Origin of the sequence: Pararhizobium sp. DWP3-4, from assembly GCF_049898205.1 — a bacterium.
Lineage (GTDB): Bacteria > Pseudomonadota > Alphaproteobacteria > Rhizobiales > Rhizobiaceae > Pararhizobium.
Map to the genome: position 1 here is coordinate 441,791 of NZ_JAFCXF010000006.1, position 17,406 is coordinate 459,196.

Below are 17,406 nucleotides of genomic sequence, written 5' to 3' on the forward strand. Positions count from 1 at the left end.
TTCTGTTTGCCGCGCAAATGACCGGGTGGCGGCTTGTGCCGATTGGGGGAAGTGAATGGAGTGGCTTGCGGGCAGGATCATGCTGTTGTCGGGAGCCCGCCGGGCTCTTGTTGCCTTCGTCGCCGGTTTGATTGCCGTTTTCGCTTTGCCGCCCTTCGGCATTTTCGCGGCACCGTTCCTGTCTTTCCCCATTCTCGTCTGGCTGATCGATGGCGCATCGGGCAATCCCGACCATGGCATGATCAGGCGCAGCTTTCCGGCGTTCTGGATCGGCTGGTGTTTCGGCTTCGGCTACTTCCTTGGCGGCCTGTGGTGGCTGGGTAATGCGCTTCTCGTCGAAGCCGATGATTTTGCCTGGGCGGTGCCACTGGCTGTTATCGGCGTCCCGGCGTTCTTGGCTTTCTTCTATGCGTTCGCAACCGCGATCTCCCGCATCCTTTGGTCCGACGGCCTCGGCCGGATTGCTGCGCTCGCCTTTGCCTTCGGGCTTTTTGAGTGGTTGCGCAGCTTTGTCCTCACCGGCTTTCCCTGGAATGCGATCGGCTATGCGGCCATGCCCGTTCCGCTGATGATGCAGTCGGCCGCGATGATCGGCCTTGCCGGCGTCAATATGCTGGCTGTCTTCGTCTTCGCAGCGCCGGCGCTGCTGGGCACCCGCAAGGGACTGCGTGTCGGATTGGGTCTTGCTGTTCTGCTGGTATGCGCACATTTCGGCTACGGTTTTTACCGGCTGGAACAGCCGTTGCCACCGCCTGCCGATCCCGCTCTGATGGTCCGGCTTGTCCAACCGTTGATCGATCAATCGCAGAAAATCGATGATAACGAGCGGATGAAGATCTTTGAAGAGCATCTTGCACTGACACAGGCGCCACCGGCCGATGGCGGCAAGCGCCCAGATATCGTCGTCTGGCCGGAAACAGCAGTGCCGTTCATCCTGACCGAAAATCCCGATGCTTTGCTGAGAATTTCCGATGTGCTGCAAGATGGCCAGCTGCTCATCGCCGGCGCCGTGCGGGCTGAAGCCAGTGGCCCCGGCCAGCCGCCGCGCTACTACAATTCGATCTATGTGATTGACGACCGGGGCCAGATAGTTGGCGCGTCCGACAAGGTGCACCTTGTTCCCTTCGGGGAATATCTGCCGCTGGAAAACCTGCTGCAGGCGGCCGGGCTTGATACGGTCGCCATGCCCGGCGGCTTTTCCGCTGCGGCAACACGCTCGTTGCTGACACTGCCGGGCGGTACGACGCTCTATCCGCTGATCTGCTATGAGGCTATTTTTCCTGGCGAAATCGGCAGGGATGCGCGCCAGGCCGACGCCCTGCTCAATCTCACCAACGACGCTTGGTTCGGCAATACGCCCGGACCTTACCAGCATTTCCAGCAGGCCCAGGTACGCTCGGTGGAGACAGGCCTGCCGCTCATTCGCGACGCCAACACCGGCGTTTCGGCTGTTATCAACGGACGCGGAGAGATCGTCACCGGGTTTCCGCTCGGAACAAGGGGCTTCGTGGACACACTTTTGCCGGGAAAGTTTGCTTTGCTAATGAGCCATGAGGAGCAAGAACGAAACGCAATCCTGATTGGGTGCCTTCTGCTCGGTTTAGCGATTATTTCCCGCGCAAGTTTTATTCTGCGAGAGAATTGACCAAAAACCCCTAAAATTGCATAGTGGCATTCACCATCGATCTTCACCTATGTTCGAGGGGTTTCCGCCCCGGCTGCACACGTGACGTGTAGTCTGCTCTCGGCAAGTGTCCAGGTTATGGAGCAATTGAAACTTCTCTTATTAGGAAACCGTTATGATAGAGAACAAGAAGAAGCCGAACCCTATCGACATTCATGTCGGTAGCCGGATTCGTCTTCGGCGTACCATGCTGGGCATGAGCCAGGAGAAACTCGGAGAGGCCCTCGGGATTACCTTCCAGCAGATTCAGAAATATGAAAAGGGCACGAACCGGGTCGGCGCCAGCCGTCTGCAGAACATCTCAAGCATCTTGAATGTTCCGGTATCCTTCTTTTTCGAAGATGCTCCGGGCGATTCGTCCACCGGTGCGTCTGGCATGGCAGAAGCCTCGAGCTCGAACTACGTGGTCGATTTCCTGTCTTCCTCCGAAGGCCTCCAGCTCAACCGTGCATTCGTCAAGATTGGCGATCCCAAGGTGCGCCGTAAGCTCGTGGACCTCGTCAAGGCTTTGGCAGCAGAAGCGGAAGCCGAATAAGGCTGACGTGACGGCACAGAGTGAAAGAAAGCGGCCGATAGTGCCGCTTTTTTTGTGCGCTGATGCACGACACGACGGTTGTCTTGAAAGTGGCAGACTGCTGAAATGCCACGTAAAAGCGTCGAATGCCCGGAAAATCGTTCCTCTTTTGCTGATATAAAGATATATTTATGTCCTTGTGTGCTTGTCATTTCCTGGCAAAATCACTAACACGTTTGAAGCAGTTTTTTCTTTGAGGGGACTTCCCGCATGCGCGCTAACTACCTGTTTACGAGTGAATCCGTGGCAGAAGGCCATCCAGACAAGGTCTGTGACCGGATTTCCGACGAAATCGTCGATCTTGTGTATCGTGAAGCCGCCAAAACCGGCGTGGATCCCTGGGGTGTTCGCATCGCCTGCGAAACTCTGGCGACGACCAACCGGGTCATCATCGCCGGTGAAGTCCGCGTGCCGGACACGCTTTTGAAGAAGGACAAGGACGGCAATGTTTTGAAGGACGCCGCCGGCCATCCGGTTATCAATCCTGCGAAGTTCAAGGCCGCCGCCCGCAAGGCGATCCGTGAAATCGGTTACGAGCAGGCCGGCTTCCACTGGAAGACCGCCAAGATCGACGTGCTTTTGCATCCCCAGTCGGCCGATATCGCCCAAGGCGTGGACAATGCCGCCGACAAGCAGGGTGACGAAGGTGCCGGCGACCAGGGCATCATGTTCGGTTACGCCTGCAAGGAAACGGCAGAGCTGATGCCGGCGCCGATTTATTACTCCCACCGCATCCTTGATCTGTTGGCGACGGCCCGCAAGAAGGGCGTCGGCGAAGCTGGCCGCCTTGGTCCTGACGCCAAGAGCCAGGTGACGGTCCGTTACGTCGATGGCAAGCCATCCGCGGTAACCTCGATCGTCCTGTCCACCCAGCATCTCGACGAAAGCTGGGATTCGGCCAAAGTCCGCTCAGTCGTCGAGCCCTATATCCGCGAAGCGCTGCACGACATCGACATTGCCGACGACTGCAACTGGTACATCAACCCGACCGGCAAGTTCGTCATCGGCGGTCCGGATGGTGATGCGGGCCTGACCGGCCGCAAGATCATCGTCGACACTTATGGTGGCGCAGCCCCGCATGGCGGCGGCGCGTTCTCCGGCAAGGACACGACCAAGGTCGACCGTTCGGCAGCCTACGCTGCACGCTACCTCGCCAAAAACGTCGTGGCCGCTGGCCTTGCAGACCGTTGCACGATCCAGATCGCCTATGCGATCGGCGTCGCGCAGCCACTGTCGATCTATGTCGATCTGCATGGCACCGGCAAGGTCACGGAAGACCAGGTCGAAGGCGCAATCCGCAAGACGATGGATCTGTCTCCATCAGGCATCCGCCGCCATCTCGATCTCAACAAGCCGATCTATGCCAAGACTTCGGCCTATGGTCATTTTGGCCGCAAGGCTGGGCGCGACGGCTCCTTCTCCTGGGAAAAGCTTGATCTGGTCAAGCCGCTCAAGGATGCTTTGAAGGAAGAAGGGCTGAAGGCCGCCTGATCCGGCTCTTTACGGACCTGCCGATAAAACTGTAAAGCGGATGTTTCCTGACGGAGACGTCCGCTTTTATCGTGAAAGACCATTGCCATGACTGAACAGCATCGCAGCCGCTCGACCGAAGCTTTCTTCGGCCGCCGCAAGGGCAAACCTTTGCGCGCGCTGCAGGCGACGCATCTTGATACGGTCCTGCCCTTGATCCGGCTCGACTTGGCCGCGCCCGCACCCGCAGACGTGAAGACGCTGTTTACGCATCCCGTCGGACGTGTGCGGCTGGAGATCGGATTTGGCGGCGGCGAGCACTTGATTCACCGCGCCGTTGAAGACCCGGATACAGGCTTTATCGGCGTCGAGCCCTTCGTCAATTCCATGGCAAAGCTGGTGGGGTACATTGAGGAGCGCGGTGCTGAAAATATCCGCTTGCACGATGATGACGCCACGCAGGTCCTGGATTGGCTACCGGAAAATTCGATCGATCAGATCGATCTTCTCTATCCGGATCCGTGGCCGAAGCGGAAACACTGGAAGCGCCGCTTCGTGTCTCCGGTCAATCTCGACCGGTTCGCGCGCGTGCTGAAGCCGGGCGGCATCTTCTGCTTCGCCTCGGATATCGATACCTATGTCAACTGGACGCTGTCGCACTGCCACGATCACGCGGCGTTCGAATGGACGGCGGAAAACGCCTCAGACTGGCTGACGCCCTATGCCGGCTGGCCGAGCACGCGCTACGAGGCCAAGGCGCGCCGGGAAGGCCGCAAGTCCGCCTATCTGACATTCCGGCGCGTCTAGAGCGCTTCATCTTGAAACGGAAGCATTCTGCCGGAAGGAATTTCGGCCAGGACCAAGGCGGTTGGCGAAGAGCGCAGCAGAAGCTGCGGTCGAGACGGCTGCCGCCGGTAATGGCCGAAATTCATCCGGCCCTTCGGGTTGGCTCAAAACGGCCGTCCACTGTGTCGGATGGCTGGCCCGATGGATCGGCATCGCTCTGCACCATCCTTCGTGTGGAGCGGCCGTTTTGAGCCAACAGAATCGCTCCCGTTTCAAGATGAAGCGCCCTAGGCCGGAATGTCACGTCAGCCCGTCGTCTTAATGCAGGCTGACGGTGCGCAGATCGTCTTCTGCGGCCTTGAAGAAGGTGCTGGAACGGTTGTCGGTTAAAAGAATCGGCGTGCCGTCGGCGCCGAACAGGGCCCACAGGTCAAGATCAGGGTCCATGTTGGGGGCTTCCGGGAAGACGCGGGACACTTCGTCCGAGCGCATCTTGCGGATATAGCCAACTTCGCCGGCGCCCAGATGCGCCAGGTCATTTTTCGACAGATGTGAGCTGACGTGTTTCAATCCCATGAGTCGTACTCCGTGGCTTTGCCGATTTCGTCGTCCTTAGGACAATCAAATCCGCAACACATTGATTTTCCTGTACGAAGTTCGAGGCCATTGGGAGCGGCCGGGTCCTTGGTGCAGCCGGCACAAGCTGCCGGTCATCCTACTCTGGGACCAAAATATTAATTTTCTTTACCATACGGACAGGTTCCGGACGAATGAGATCGACCGACAGCAGGCCGTTCTTCAGCTCGGCCTTGGAAACCTGCATTCCGTCGGCCAGCACGAACATGCGCTGGAACTGGCGCGCGGCAATGCCCCGGTGCAGATAGTCGCGATCGCCGGTTTCGGTCTGGCGCCCGCGGATGATCAGCTGGTTCTCCTCGGTCGTAACGTCGAGATCGTCCTCGGAAAAACCGGCGACGGCCAGGGTGATTCGCAGACTGTCCGGCTCGACGGATGAATCGTCGTGGCGCACGCGCTCAATATTATAGGGAGGGTAGCCGTCATTGCCCTTGGCGATGCGCTCAAGGGTCTTTTCCATCGCGTCGAAACCGAGCAAAAGCGGGCTCGTGAAGGGCGTGATCCGGGTCATATCTAGTCCTTGCAGCTCAAGCGACTGTTTTGACGGACCTGCGAGGCAGCATCCGCGAGGCTTAATATGGTAGCTGTGCGTAGCGAGTGCAAGGCGCTTGCACTGGGCCAAGAGGCAAATCATAGTCCCGCTCGCCGATTTGGAGGAGACCCGCATGGCCGTGCCGAGAAAGATCATCATCGATACCGATCCGGGGCAGGACGATGCCGCCGCGATCATGCTGGCGCTCGGCAGCCCCGGCGAGCTCGATGTGCTGGGCATTACCGCCGTCGCCGGCAATGTGCCGGTCGCGCTGACATCCCGCAACATTCGGGTGATCTGCGAGCTGTGCAATCGCCGCGACGTGAAGGTTTATGCCGGGGCCGACAGGCCGCTGGTGCGCCAGCTGGTGACGGCGGAGCACGTACACGGCAAGACCGGCCTCGACGGTCCTGTCGTCGAAGAGCCGACCATGCCGATGCAGGCGCAGCATGCGGTCGATTTCATCATCGAGACCCTGCTTACTGAGGAGTCAAGCACCGTCACGCTCTGCACGCTGGGCGCGCTCACCAATATCGCGCTGGCGCTCAACAAGGCGCCGCAGATCGCGCCGCGCGTCCGCGAAATCGTGATGATGGGCGGTGGTTTCTTTGAGGGCGGCAACATCACGCCGGCTGCAGAATTCAATATCTATGTCGATCCGGATGCCGCCGACATCGTCTTCAAGTCCGGCATTCCGATCGTCATGATGCCGCTTGATGTCACACACCGGGTGCTGACCTACAAGGCCCGCGTCGAAAAGATCAAGGCGATCGGCTCGCCGGCGGCGGTCGCCATGGCGGAAATGCTGGAATTCTTCGAACGCTTCGATATCGAGAAATACGGCTCCGATGGCGGCCCGCTGCATGATCCGACCGTCATTGCCTATCTGCTGCGTCCCGAGCTGTTCAAGGGCCGCGCTTGCAATGTCGAGATCGAGACCAAGTCGGAATTGACCGTCGGCATGACCGTTGTCGATTGGTGGCAGGTCACCGGCCGCAAACACAATGCCAAGGTGATGCGCGAAGTTGATGATCAGGGGTTTTTCGATCTCCTGACGGAGCGGCTCGCTCGCCTCTGAGCGTCAGCAAAACGTCAAACAAACAACGGCGCCGCAAGGGCGCCGTTGTTTCCAGCTTTGAGAGCATAACTCCCGATCGAGCTTCACATTTAAGGTGTGGTTGTTGTGGGCGTGGTCGTCGTGGGCGTTGTGGGTGTCGTTGTGGGCGTCGTTGTCGTACCGGTCGCAGGCGTACCCGTTGCCGGGGTGTCCGTTGCGGGCTTGTCGGTCGATGGGGTTTCCACTGCCGGCACGTTGACGTTCACCTCGGTACGGCCACCACCGTTGAGGTTGATAACGCCGGTATACATCAGTATGCCGGCGATGACGGCAAGCGCCAGTATGACAGCAACAATCCAACCGGTGTTGCTGCGGCCCGTATTGATAACTGTGGGTCCACGATCAGTCATCTCGAATTCCTCCGCGTTGATAATGCACCCTTAACGCTGAAGGTTGCTAAAAGTTCCACTTGAGGTTGGCGAGCGAGCAGAGGCGGCGGCTGGCCGTCATTGGGGTGTGCTGCGCACAAAACCAAACGGCGCCACATGGGCGCCGTTTGCATGTCGTCTGAATGGTCGAGCGCCTGCGGCTTAGAACTCTTCCCAATTGTCCTGGGCAAGGGCCGTGTTGCCGGAAACCTGCGGCACTGCCCTTGGCGCCGGGGCGCTGTAACGGGCCGGGGCCGATTTCGTAGGCGCGCTGTAGCTCGGCGTGGATGCTCTGGCAGGCGTGCGCATCCGGTCGGCAGTGTTGCGCAGCATGTCGGTGGAAGACTGCGCCTGACGGGCGACATGGAAGCGGGAGACGAGCGTGCTCAATGCGCGCGCTTCCTCGTTCAGCGCCATGCTGGCGGCGGTTGTTTCTTCCACCATCGCCGCGTTCTGCTGGGTCACCTGGTCCATCTGGTTGACCGCCGTGTTGATCTCCTTCAGGCCGACGGCCTGTTCGGAGGCAGAGCCCGAGATCTGGCGGATCAGGCCATTGATCTGGACCACTTGGTCGGCGATCTTCTGCAGAGCGCCACCGGCACGGCCGACGAGATCGACACCGTCGCGAACCTGGCCGGCCGAGGTGTTGATCAATTGCTTGATCTCCTTGGCCGCATTGGCGGAACGCTGGGCGAGTTCGCGGACTTCCTGGGCAACAACGGCAAAACCCTTGCCAGCATCGCCGGCGCGGGCGGCTTCGACACCGGCGTTCAGCGCCAACAGGTTGGTCTGGAAGGCGATTTCGTCGATGACGCCGATGATGCGGCTGACTTCGCCCGAAGACTGCTCGATGCCCTTCATCGCGGCAATCGCCTTTTGTACCACTTCGCCGGACTGTTCGGCATCGCTGCTGGCGGTCTCGACGGATTTCGCCGCGACCTTGGCATTGTCGGCGCTGGCGTTGACCTGCGAGGTCAGTTGATCGAGCGCTGCCGCCGTTTCTTCCAGGCTTGCGGCCTGCTGTTCGGTGCGGTGCGACAGGTCGTTGGCGGCGTTGCTGATTTCGCTGGTGCCGGTGCCGATGTTGACGACCGAGCTGTTGACCGTCTGGATCGTCTCTTCGAGGCTGTCCATGGCGGAGTTGAAGTCGGTCTTCAGCTGGGCATATTCGCCCGGGAAATCGTCGGTGATGCGATAGGCAAGGTCACCGGAGGAAAGTTGCGACAGACCCTTGGCGAGCTTGGCAACAATTTCGCGCTGGGTCGCGTTCGACTGGGCGCGTTCGGCTTCGGACTGGCTGCGCTGCTGTTCGGAAGACCGGCGCTCCTGCAGTGCTTCGGCTTCCAGGCGCTTGGTATCGGCCAGCCGGTGACGGAAGCCTTCGAGCGCCTTGGCGACGGAGCCGGTTTCGTCGGTGCGATCCTGACCCGAAACGGCGGTGGCATAGACACCCTTGCTGAGGTTTTCGACATCGCTGACCAGCCCCGCAAGTGGCTTCTTAACGAAGCTGCGAACGGAGAGGTAGAGGCCGAGAAGCACAGCGCCGAGCACGATCAGTCCGCCGATGATCATCATGTAGGTCTGGTCGACGACCGGTGCGTTGATGGCCGATTGCGGGACGTCGACGAGAACGACCCAGGTGGTGTTCACGTCCGGCAGGGAAAAGGGATAGACCACACGCTCGAAGGTCTCGTTACCGTCATAGGTCAGGTCATGGATCATGCCCGGCTTTGCGGAGGACACGGCGTTCTTGACGACATCTGCTCCGATGCCATCATAGTCCTTCATCAGCAGGTCCGGGATCGGGGCGACCAGCCATTTGCCGGTTTGCGACAGCAGCGTCACGCGGCCGGTACCGAAGGGGCGAATATCCTTCACCTTGTTGGCAAGCGAGGACAGCGAAACATCGACGCCGCTGACGCCGATCAGCTTGCCGTTGGAGAGGACCGGATAGGCGATCGAGGACATCGAGTTGTTGTCGCCCGTGGTGCTTTCGGTATAGGGCGGCGACATCGCGCCCTTGAGGCTCTTGGCAGCCAGTCCATACCAATCAGCCGGATAGTCGGAATCGAATGTCGAGAAGGCGATACCGGTCTTGCTCTTCGTCCAGTATGGGTTCAGCGTTCCATCCTTGCTGGCGCCGAAATCCTTCTGGCCCGCATAGTCCTTGGATTTGCCGTCGAAGGCATTCGGTTCTTCGGCAAACCAGCTGCCAAACGCGAATGTGTTCTTCTCGACATTGGCCTTCAGCAAATCGACCACGGCCTTGCGGTCGAGATAGCCGCCTTCCTGGCCGCGTCCGATGATACCGGCGGTCGAGCGGGCAGCCCCTGCCAGTTCGGCGATGTTGCTGGCAATGTCGGACGCAATGGATTTCGCTTCCGTGCGCGCCTGGTCGAGAACCAGTGTCTCGACGCGGTCCTGCGTCTGGGAGATCAGCACATAGTTGGAAGCAAGAAGTACGAGCGCAATGGTGCCGCCCGTAACCGCTATAAGTTTTGTCGCCAGCGATTTGGCCTGGAACTTGAACATGGGTGTCCCCGCATTGTGAGAGATCCACGGGTTTCAAGCCGCGGAATGACGCGATCTTTGGATGGGAGATGCCCCCTCATGGAGCGCCAGATGCCGACCGACATCGTGAGGCCGCCTTTGATCCTGGGAAGGCAGCCTTTGCAGGTTTTTGATAGCGCGATATTTATTAAAATTAGAACAACGTGAGGGACCGAGATCCCGTAGTTTTTACAGGACTTCGATCCGAGTGCCGCGTCGGCGACTTTGGCTGTCCTGATTGCGCAACGGCACGGTTTGACCGTGCCGCCGGTCAGAGTCTGGCGTCCACCTCGGCGGCCAGCGGAATGGCCGGCTGGGCGCCCGGATTGAGGCAGGCGAGCGATCCCGCAACGGCAGCACGGCGCAGCGCCGCATCGAAATCGAGCCCGGCATCGAGGCTGGCGGCGAGATAGCCGCAGAAGGTATCGCCGGCGCCGACGGTATCGACCGGCTCGATCTTCAAGCCTTTGGCATGATGGATATTGCCGTTGCGCACGGCCACGACGCCCTCGGCGCCCAGGGTGACGATGACGGTCTGGCCTGTTTCCCGCGACAGAGCCTGCATGGCGTCTTTACGCTCCGTTGCCGATAGCCCGTCGCGTCCGGCCAGCAGCTCGAATTCCGTCTCGTTGGCCACGACGATATCCGCCATCCGGCCAAGCCGCGAAGCATCTGCCGTCAAAGGCGCGATGTTGATGATCGAGATGATGCCTTTGCTCTTGGCAGCAACGAGTGCTTCCTCGACCGAGGAAGCCGGGATTTCCAGCTGCAGCATCAGCGTATCACCGGGGCTCATCGTCCCGACAGTGGACTGCGCATCGTCAACGCTGACCGTGCCATTGGCGCTTGCCACCACGACGATGACGTTTTCGCCATCGCCACCCACGAGAATATGCGCGGTGCCGGTCGGCTCGCTGACGGTTTTGGTCAATGACAGATCGGTGTCCGCCTGTTTCAGGAGAGCCAGCGCGCCATCGGCAAAACTATCGGATCCGACCGCCCCCGCCATGCGAACGCTGGCTCCGGCTCGCCGCGCTGCCAGCGCCTGGTTGGCGCCCTTGCCGCCGGCTGCGGTCGAAAAGCTCGTGCCGGTCACGGTCTCGCCGGGCTTGGGCAGGCGTGCGGTGGTGGCGATCAGGTCCATGTTGATGGAGCCGAAAACTGTGATCATCTGAAGTGTCTCCCGGGGCAGGCGATTTTTGCGGGACAGTGCCCGAGAGGGTCAGTCCTCGTCAACCACCCGCAGCTTCAATTGGCCGATCCGCGTGTCGAAGGATTTCTGGTCCGTCTTGCCGTCTGCCGCTGTGCTGGCGGTTTCGAGGTCCAGCGCCTCGATGCGCGTTCCGCGCCGCTTGAGCTTGTCCGACGATACCAGAATGTCGTCGACATCCTTCTGTGTGGTGAGGAAATGGCCGTGCAGCTTGCGCACACGGTCGTCGAGCCGGGTCAGGTCCTCCATCAGCCGGATCACCTCGCCCTGGATCAGATGGGCCTGTTCGCGCATCCGGGCATCGCGCAGGATCGACTGGATAACCTGGATCGACAGCATCAAAAGCGACGGCGAGACGATGACGATGCGGGACCGGTGCGCCTTCTGCACGATCCCTTCGAAATGCTCGTGAATCTCGGCAAAGATCGATTCGGAGGGTACGAAGAGGAAGGCGGTGTCCTGGGTTTCCCCGGGGATCAGGTATTTTCCGGAAATATCCCGGATATGCACCTCCATGTCGCGGCGGAACTGCTGTTGCGCCTGGCGGACCATCTCCGGGTTTTCGGCGTTGCGAATGGCGTTCCAGCCTTCGAGCGGAAATTTCGCATCGATCACCAGTACCGGCTGGCCGTTCGGCATGCGGATCGTGCAGTCCGGCCGTGATCCATTGGACAGTGTCGTCTGGAAGGCATAGGCGCCCATCGGCAGGCCATCGGCAATGATCGTTTCCATGCGTGACTGGCCAAAGGCGCCACGCGTCTGCTTGTTGGACAGGATGCTCTGCAGCCCGGCCATGTCCTTGGCCAGCAACTGAATATTGGTCTGCGCCGTGTCGATGACCGCCAGCCGCTCCTGCAGCCGCCGCAGGTTTTCATGCGTCGCCTTGGTCTGCTCGGTGATCGAGGTGCCGAGCCGGTGCGTCATGCCGTCGATCCGCTGGCTGATCGATTGGTTGAGCTCGGATTGGCGCGCCCCAAACACGTCGGCCATCGCCGCGATACGGCCCTGCATCTCTGTCTGCGCCGCTAGGAGCGCCGTCATGCGCTGCTCGGCATCGACAGCCGTCTGCCGGTCCCGCCGCCTGCCAAGAACCGCCGGAATGCCCGCAAAAAGCAGGATGACGACGGCGCCGAACAGGCACATGCCCAGCGTTACCGTATAGGAGCCAAGAATGAAAAGCGGCTGATCGAGCGTGAGAATTGTCGGTTCCATCGGCCTAGCGTATGGGGATTCGAATGTGTTGACTAGATCAAAACAAGAACATTGGTAAATCGATCGATACAAACTGCTGCGTTTGCTGCAAAAATCTTGAAAACGAGAATTCCATCGGCGCGAAAGATCGGTTATGGGAGCCAGATGACCATCAAGCCGCTCATCATTCTTCCCGATCCCGTCCTGCGCCAGCTGTCCAAGCCGGTGGAAACGGTCGATGCCGATGTCCGCCGTCTGGCCGACGACATGCTGGACACGATGTATGATGCGCCAGGCATCGGGCTTGCGGCGATCCAGATCGGCATTCCCCGCCAGATGCTGGTGATCGACGTGTCGAAGGACGGCGAAGAAAAGCAGCCTTTGGTCTTTATCAATCCGAAGATCCTGACCACATCCGACGAGCCGTCCGTCTACGAAGAAGGCTGCCTGTCGATCCCGGACTATTATGCCGAAGTCGAACGGCCAGCGGCCATCACGATCGAATACATCGATCTCGAAGGAAAGAAACTGACGGCCAAGGCCGATGGCCTTCTGGCGACCTGCCTGCAGCACGAGATCGATCACCTGAACGGTGTTCTGTTCATCGACCACATTTCCAAGCTCAAGCGCGAAATGGTGATCCGCAAGTTCACCAAGGCCGCCAAGACCCGCGGCGCCAAGGCGATCTGACGCTTTCCTTGAAAACCCGTGCCAGCGAGCCTATGATATCAGCGATATCATAGGGGGTTGCGCATGGGCGATCTGCTTCTTCGTGGAATTGACGATGCCTTGAAGGTCGAGTTGCAGGAAAGTGCGCGCCGCAACGGCCGCAGTCTTTCTGACGAGGCCATCGTGCAGATTCGTGCTGCCTTAGAGAGAGAGCAGCGCGGTGCACAGACAGCCGGGCAACGGCTTCGCGCCGTTTTGGGCGAGGCCGAATTTGCGGATGAGGAGTTGCGCGCCATCGATGCATTTCGCAGGCAGTCCGACCGCCTTCCGCCGGACTTCACATGATCGTTCTCGATACCAACGTAATTTCGGAGCTTCAGGGACGACACCACAGCGAACGCATTCTGCGATGGTTGGACGGCTATGATAGCGAGGTGATCTTTCTGACAGCAATCGCGCTGGGGGAAATTCAGTTTGGTATCGCCCTACTGGATCCGAGCGCCCGGCAAGAGAGCCTGCGCCAGACGTTTTTGCGCATTGAAAATGAGTTCTCCGGACGAATCCTGAGCTTTTCGCAAACCGCAGCAGGGTTTTACGGGGCTATTGCCGCTCAACGTCAGAGGGCGGGAAGAGCGATGGGAACCAAGGACGCCATGATTGCCGCAATCTGCCTGTCGCATGATGCGACGCTGGCGACGCGCAATACAAAAGACTTCGAGGGGCTTGATTTGAAGCTCGTAAACCCGTTTGAAGGAGCCTGATCAGAACGGAGACCCGCGCACCATGCCGCTTCGCATCATCTTCATGGGAACGCCGGAATTTTCGGTCCCGACATTGGCAGCGTTGGCGCAGGCTGGTCACAAGATCGTTGCCGTCTACACCCAGCCGCCGCGTCCCGGCGGGCGCCGTGGTCTCGACCTGCAGAAATCGCCGGTGCATCAGGCGGCCGAACTGCTTGGTATCGAGGTTCTGACGCCCGTCAATTTCAAGGATGCAGCTGACCGCCAGACGTTTCGCGAGTTCGACGCCGATGTCGCCGTCGTCGTGGCATATGGCCTGCTGTTGCCGGAGGAGATTCTGAGCGGCACGAGGCTTGGCTGCTACAATGGCCACGCGTCGCTTCTGCCGCGCTGGCGGGGTGCGGCGCCGATCCAGCGGGCGATCATGGCCGGCGATCACGAGACCGGCATGATGGTGATGAAGATGGACAAGGGTCTCGACACCGGCGACGTGGCGCTGACCAAGGTGGTCGCCATCGGCAACGAGATGACGGCCGGTGAACTGCACGACAAGCTGATGCTGGCCGGTGCTGGCCTGATGAAGGAGGCGATGGACAAGCTCGATGGCGGCGACCTGCCGCTGACGCCGCAACCCAATGATGGCGTCATCTATGCGGCCAAGATCAGCAAGGCCGAGACGCGGATCGATTTCCGCAAGCCCGCGATTGAAGTCCATAATCACATTCGCGGACTGTCGCCCTTTCCGGGCGCCTGGTTCGAATTGGAGATCGGCGGCAAGCCGGAGCGGATCAAGGTTCTGTCTTCGGTGGTCGAAACCGCCGGCGGCCCGACGGGCACCGCGCTGTTCGACGACCTGACGATTGCCTGCGGCGAGGGGTCGGTGCGGCTGACCCGGCTGCAGAAGGCGGGGGGCAAGGTGCTGAATGCCGAGGATTTCCGGCGCGGCACGCCCATTCCCGCCGGCACAAGGCTGTCCTGATGCCGCGGTTTCGCATGCTGATCGAGTATGACGGCTCCAATTATGTCGGCTGGCAGCGGCAGGACAATGGGCCGTCGGTACAGGGTGCCGTCGAAAAGGCGATCCTGGCCCTGACCCGCGAGCCGGCTTTGATCCGGGGTGCGGGGCGCACCGATTCCGGCGTGCATGCCTGGGGCCAGGTGGCACACGTGGATCTGTCGCGGGCCTGGAAGCCGGAGACGTTGCGCAATGCGCTGAACGCCTATCTCGGGCGGGCCGGGCAGCAGGTGTCGATCATCGAGGCGGCCGAGGTTTCCGATGATTTCGACGCCCGCTTTTCAGCGCTGCGGCGGCACTATCTTTACCGGATCATATCGCGGCCATCGCCCTTGGCCCTGGAAGCCAAGCGGGCCTGGTGGGTGTCGAAACCGATCGATCACGAAGCCATGCACGCCGCTGCCCAGATGCTGGTCGGCTATCACGATTTTACCACGTTCCGTTCCACCCATTGCCAGGCGAACAGCCCGTGGCGGACGCTCGACCGGCTGGATGTGACACGGTCTGGCGATGTCATCGAGATCCGGGCGACGGCCCAGAGTTTCCTGCACAATCAGATACGCTCGTTCGCGGGCACCTTGAAAATGGTCGGCGACGGGCGCTGGACGCCGGACGACGTGCGGGCAGCACTGGAAGCGAAAGACCGCAAGGCCTGCGGTCCCGTCGCGCCGCCCGACGGGCTTTATTTCATGCAGGTCGATTATTAGATCGTAAGAGGCTCTAAAGGGGCGTCGGATAGATCGGCATCAGGCCGAGCAGGGGCGGCAGGGCTTCGCTGAGCATCAGGGACGGCAGGATCAAAAGGGCCGAGATCGCCGAGGCGAGCAGAAGCTGGTTGTTGGTCACCGTTTTCACCAGCTTGAAGATCACCGTGAAATTGGCGAGCAGCAGGATCAGCGACAACAGGTAGGCCAGCCCTTGGCCGCCTGGGATGACCAGCCGTATCGCCAGGGGAACGGCCATCGCGTAGACCGTGGGGACGGCGAGCCAGTTGGTGCTGATGATGATCGAGGCCAGCATGTCGCCGTAGCCGAGCGGTTTTGCCAGCACAGCCACCAGCACCAGCGGCACGATCCACATCGTCATATCGACCAGAAACAGCCTTAAAATGAAGCCAAGTCCTGTCTCCGTTCCTGTCGGCATCTGTTCCAGATAAAACAGACGCCACGCCGCCCAGCCGACGGCCATGGCCGGGAGGCACCAGAGGAAGGCGGCAAACGAGCGCCAGACGCCGGTCGCCGTGATGTCGAGCCAGTCGAAGCCGCTTCTATCGCCGAGAACCAGCAGCCACACACCCTTCAGATAAGCCCCGATCTCCTCAATCTGCGGCATGGCCAAACCAGCGGCTGATAAAGGTTTCGTAGATCTGCGTCAGAGTTTCGAGGTCAGCGACGGCGACGCGCTCATCGACCATGTGCATGGTCTGGCCGACAAGGCCGAACTCGACGACCGGGCAGTAATCCTTGATGAAGCGCGCATCCGACGTGCCGCCGGTGGTCGACAGTTTCGGCTCGCGGCCGGTGACGGCCTCGACGGCGCCTGACAGCGAAGCGATCAGGGCGTTGTTGCGGGTGATGAAGACGTGGCTCGGCCGTTCGCTCCAGACGAGATCGTAGCGGACCGGCGGCCGGCCGGGACGAAGCGGGCTTTCCGCGGCGGCGCGATCCAGCCGGGCGATGATCTCCGCTTTCAGGCTATCGGCTTCCCAGGTGTCGTTGAAGCGGATGTTGAAACTTGCCGACGCCTTGGCCGGGATGACGTTGACGGCCTTGTTGGCCACGTCGATCGTCGTCACTTCGAGGTTTGACGGCTGGAAATTGTCGGTGCCGCCGTCAAAGGGCGGGTCCATCAACGCCTGGGTAAGGGACAGGATGCCGCGCACCGGGCTGTCTGCCAGATGCGGATAGGCGGCATGGCCCTGGACACCGTGCACGGTGATGGTGCCGGACAGCGAGCCGCGCCGGCCGATCTTGATCATGTCGCCAAGATGGTCGGGGTTGGTCGGCTCGCCGACCAGGCAGGCGTCCCAGCGCTCGCCCTTGGCGGCTGCCCATTCGAGCAGCTTGGTGGTGCCATTGATCGCCGGGCCTTCCTCATCGCCGGTGATCAGGAACGAGATCGAGCCTTTGGGCGCGCCATGTTTCTCGATATGACGGGCGATGGCGGCGGCAAAGCAGGCAATGCCGCCCTTCATGTCGACGGCGCCGCGGCCATACATTTCGCCATTGGCGATATCGGCGGAAAACGGTCCATGCGTCCAGGCGCTCTCGTCGCCAACCGGCACGACGTCGGTATGGCCGGCAAACATCAGGTGCGGGCCATCGGTGCCAAGCCGGGCATAGAGATTTTCGATATCCGGCGTGCCGTCCTCGGTCGCCGTCACCCGGTCGGTAACGAAGCCGAGCGGCTTCAGCATCGCTTCGAGGGCCGTCAGCGCACCACCTTCGGCAGGGGTCACGGACGGGCAGCGGATCAGCGCGGAGAGATTGGCGACGGGATCGGTAGCGGTCATCAAGGAAGCCTGTTGTTTCGCGGGGCTTGGTTTAGCCGATCCATACGGGGCTGTCACGGGGTTACCCTTGGCGTTTGCGGCAGTTTTACCCTCCCCTTGAGGGGGAGGGTCGGCACGTAGTGCCGGGGTGGGGTGATCTGCGGCATATGCAATTGACTATGGCGCTCGCGGTGGTCACCCCCACCCGCGACTGCGTCGCGACCTCCCCCCTCAAGGGGGAGGTGGAGTTCCCTCTTCTCCCCAGCGGGGAGAGCGACTGTCTTGTTCGTCAAGCGTTTTGCCATGGTTTATTGTCCCGGATGATGGCATTGAGAATGGTGAGAAGCTTGCGCATTGTCGCAACGATGGCGAC

Annotated in this window: 19 protein-coding genes; 11 read left to right on the plus strand and 8 right to left on the minus strand. The window is 60.6% G+C overall.

Features of this window, described 5'->3' with window-relative positions; genetic code table 11:
* Positions 1-55 precede the first annotated feature (55 nt).
* The 4 genes from lnt to trmB all read left to right on the plus strand — a co-directional run bounded on the left by lnt (position 56) and on the right by trmB (position 4,535).
* Entirely contained in the window at positions 56-1,645 is a 1,590-nt protein-coding gene (gene lnt, locus ACP7E6_RS18355) for an apolipoprotein N-acyltransferase (RefSeq protein ID WP_426231157.1), read from the plus strand.
* A gap of 154 nt (positions 1,646-1,799) precedes the next feature.
* Positions 1,800-2,219: a helix-turn-helix domain-containing protein gene (locus tag ACP7E6_RS18360; RefSeq protein WP_113246676.1), complete on the plus strand. Its 420-nt coding sequence runs from the start codon at positions 1,800-1,802 to the stop codon at positions 2,217-2,219.
* 249 nt (positions 2,220-2,468) lie between these two features.
* Entirely contained in the window at positions 2,469-3,749 is a 1,281-nt protein-coding gene (gene metK / locus ACP7E6_RS18365; protein WP_426231158.1) for a methionine adenosyltransferase, read from the plus strand.
* Between the two features lie 87 nt (positions 3,750-3,836).
* Positions 3,837-4,535 carry a tRNA (guanosine(46)-N7)-methyltransferase TrmB gene (gene trmB / locus ACP7E6_RS18370; protein WP_426231159.1) on the plus strand — a complete coding sequence of 233 codons (699 nt, stop codon included), beginning with the start codon at positions 3,837-3,839 and terminating at the stop codon, positions 4,533-4,535.
* A 297-nt stretch (positions 4,536-4,832) separates the two neighbouring features.
* Here trmB and ACP7E6_RS18375 read toward each other — a convergent pair whose 3' ends face one another.
* Complete coding sequence (locus ACP7E6_RS18375) at positions 4,833-5,090, minus strand: DUF1150 family protein (protein ID WP_037104558.1); 258 nt, start codon at positions 5,088-5,090, stop codon at positions 4,833-4,835.
* A 139-nt stretch (positions 5,091-5,229) separates the two neighbouring features.
* Positions 5,230-5,661 carry an Hsp20 family protein gene (locus tag ACP7E6_RS18380; RefSeq protein WP_426231160.1) on the minus strand — a complete coding sequence of 144 codons (432 nt, stop codon included), beginning with the start codon at positions 5,659-5,661 and terminating at the stop codon, positions 5,230-5,232.
* Between the two features lie 154 nt (positions 5,662-5,815).
* Here ACP7E6_RS18380 and ACP7E6_RS18385 point away from each other — a divergent pair, with 154 nt between their 5' ends.
* Positions 5,816-6,760: a nucleoside hydrolase gene (locus tag ACP7E6_RS18385; RefSeq protein WP_426231161.1), complete on the plus strand. Its 945-nt coding sequence runs from the start codon at positions 5,816-5,818 to the stop codon at positions 6,758-6,760.
* A gap of 89 nt (positions 6,761-6,849) precedes the next feature.
* Here ACP7E6_RS18385 and ACP7E6_RS18390 read toward each other — a convergent pair whose 3' ends face one another.
* The 4 genes from ACP7E6_RS18390 to ACP7E6_RS18405 all read right to left on the minus strand — a co-directional run bounded on the left by ACP7E6_RS18390 (position 6,850) and on the right by ACP7E6_RS18405 (position 12,139).
* Positions 6,850-7,149: a hypothetical protein gene (locus tag ACP7E6_RS18390; RefSeq protein ID WP_426231162.1), complete on the minus strand. Its 300-nt coding sequence runs from the start codon at positions 7,147-7,149 to the stop codon at positions 6,850-6,852.
* A gap of 180 nt (positions 7,150-7,329) precedes the next feature.
* Positions 7,330-9,699, minus strand: coding sequence for a methyl-accepting chemotaxis protein (locus tag ACP7E6_RS18395; protein ID WP_426231163.1), 2,370 nt, complete (start codon positions 9,697-9,699; stop codon positions 7,330-7,332).
* A 289-nt stretch (positions 9,700-9,988) separates the two neighbouring features.
* Positions 9,989-10,888: a ribokinase gene (locus ACP7E6_RS18400; protein WP_426231164.1), complete on the minus strand. Its 900-nt coding sequence runs from the start codon at positions 10,886-10,888 to the stop codon at positions 9,989-9,991.
* 51 nt (positions 10,889-10,939) lie between these two features.
* On the minus strand, positions 10,940-12,139 hold the full coding sequence (locus ACP7E6_RS18405; protein WP_426231165.1) for a DNA recombination protein RmuC: 1,200 nt from the start codon (positions 12,137-12,139) through the stop codon (positions 10,940-10,942).
* A gap of 144 nt (positions 12,140-12,283) precedes the next feature.
* Here ACP7E6_RS18405 and def point away from each other — a divergent pair, with 144 nt between their 5' ends.
* From def to truA, 5 genes are all read left to right on the plus strand, one after another.
* Positions 12,284-12,808: a peptide deformylase gene (gene def, locus ACP7E6_RS18410; protein WP_426231166.1), complete on the plus strand. Its 525-nt coding sequence runs from the start codon at positions 12,284-12,286 to the stop codon at positions 12,806-12,808.
* Between the two features lie 63 nt (positions 12,809-12,871).
* Positions 12,872-13,132 carry a FitA-like ribbon-helix-helix domain-containing protein gene (locus ACP7E6_RS18415; protein ID WP_426231167.1) on the plus strand — a complete coding sequence of 87 codons (261 nt, stop codon included), beginning with the start codon at positions 12,872-12,874 and terminating at the stop codon, positions 13,130-13,132.
* Positions 13,129-13,548, plus strand: coding sequence for a type II toxin-antitoxin system VapC family toxin (locus ACP7E6_RS18420; RefSeq protein WP_426231168.1), 420 nt, complete (start codon positions 13,129-13,131; stop codon positions 13,546-13,548). The genes ACP7E6_RS18415 and ACP7E6_RS18420 overlap by 4 nt, the downstream gene beginning before the upstream one ends.
* Positions 13,549-13,570: 22 nt before the next feature.
* Positions 13,571-14,506 carry a methionyl-tRNA formyltransferase gene (gene fmt / locus ACP7E6_RS18425; protein WP_426231169.1) on the plus strand — a complete coding sequence of 312 codons (936 nt, stop codon included), beginning with the start codon at positions 13,571-13,573 and terminating at the stop codon, positions 14,504-14,506.
* The gene (truA, locus tag ACP7E6_RS18430; RefSeq protein WP_426231170.1) at positions 14,506-15,249 is read left to right on the plus strand and encodes a tRNA pseudouridine(38-40) synthase TruA; all 744 of its coding nucleotides are present in this window, start codon (positions 14,506-14,508) and stop codon (positions 15,247-15,249) included. Before fmt ends, truA begins: the two co-directional genes overlap by 1 nt.
* A gap of 13 nt (positions 15,250-15,262) precedes the next feature.
* On the opposite strand, the gene ACP7E6_RS18435 is transcribed toward truA, so the two are convergent.
* Together ACP7E6_RS18435 and dapE are read right to left on the minus strand one after the other, a co-directional pair.
* Positions 15,263-15,874 (minus strand): hypothetical protein, encoded by a 612-nt coding sequence (locus ACP7E6_RS18435; RefSeq protein ID WP_426231171.1) that lies wholly within the window; start codon positions 15,872-15,874, stop codon positions 15,263-15,265.
* Positions 15,861-17,054, minus strand: coding sequence for a succinyl-diaminopimelate desuccinylase (dapE, locus tag ACP7E6_RS18440; protein ID WP_426231172.1), 1,194 nt, complete (start codon positions 17,052-17,054; stop codon positions 15,861-15,863). The genes ACP7E6_RS18435 and dapE overlap by 14 nt, the downstream gene beginning before the upstream one ends.
* Positions 17,055-17,200: 146 nt before the next feature.
* On the opposite strand from dapE, the gene ACP7E6_RS18445 reads away from it, so the two are divergent.
* A partial coding sequence (locus ACP7E6_RS18445; protein ID WP_426231173.1) for a hypothetical protein occupies positions 17,201-17,406 on the plus strand: 206 nt, incomplete at its 3' end.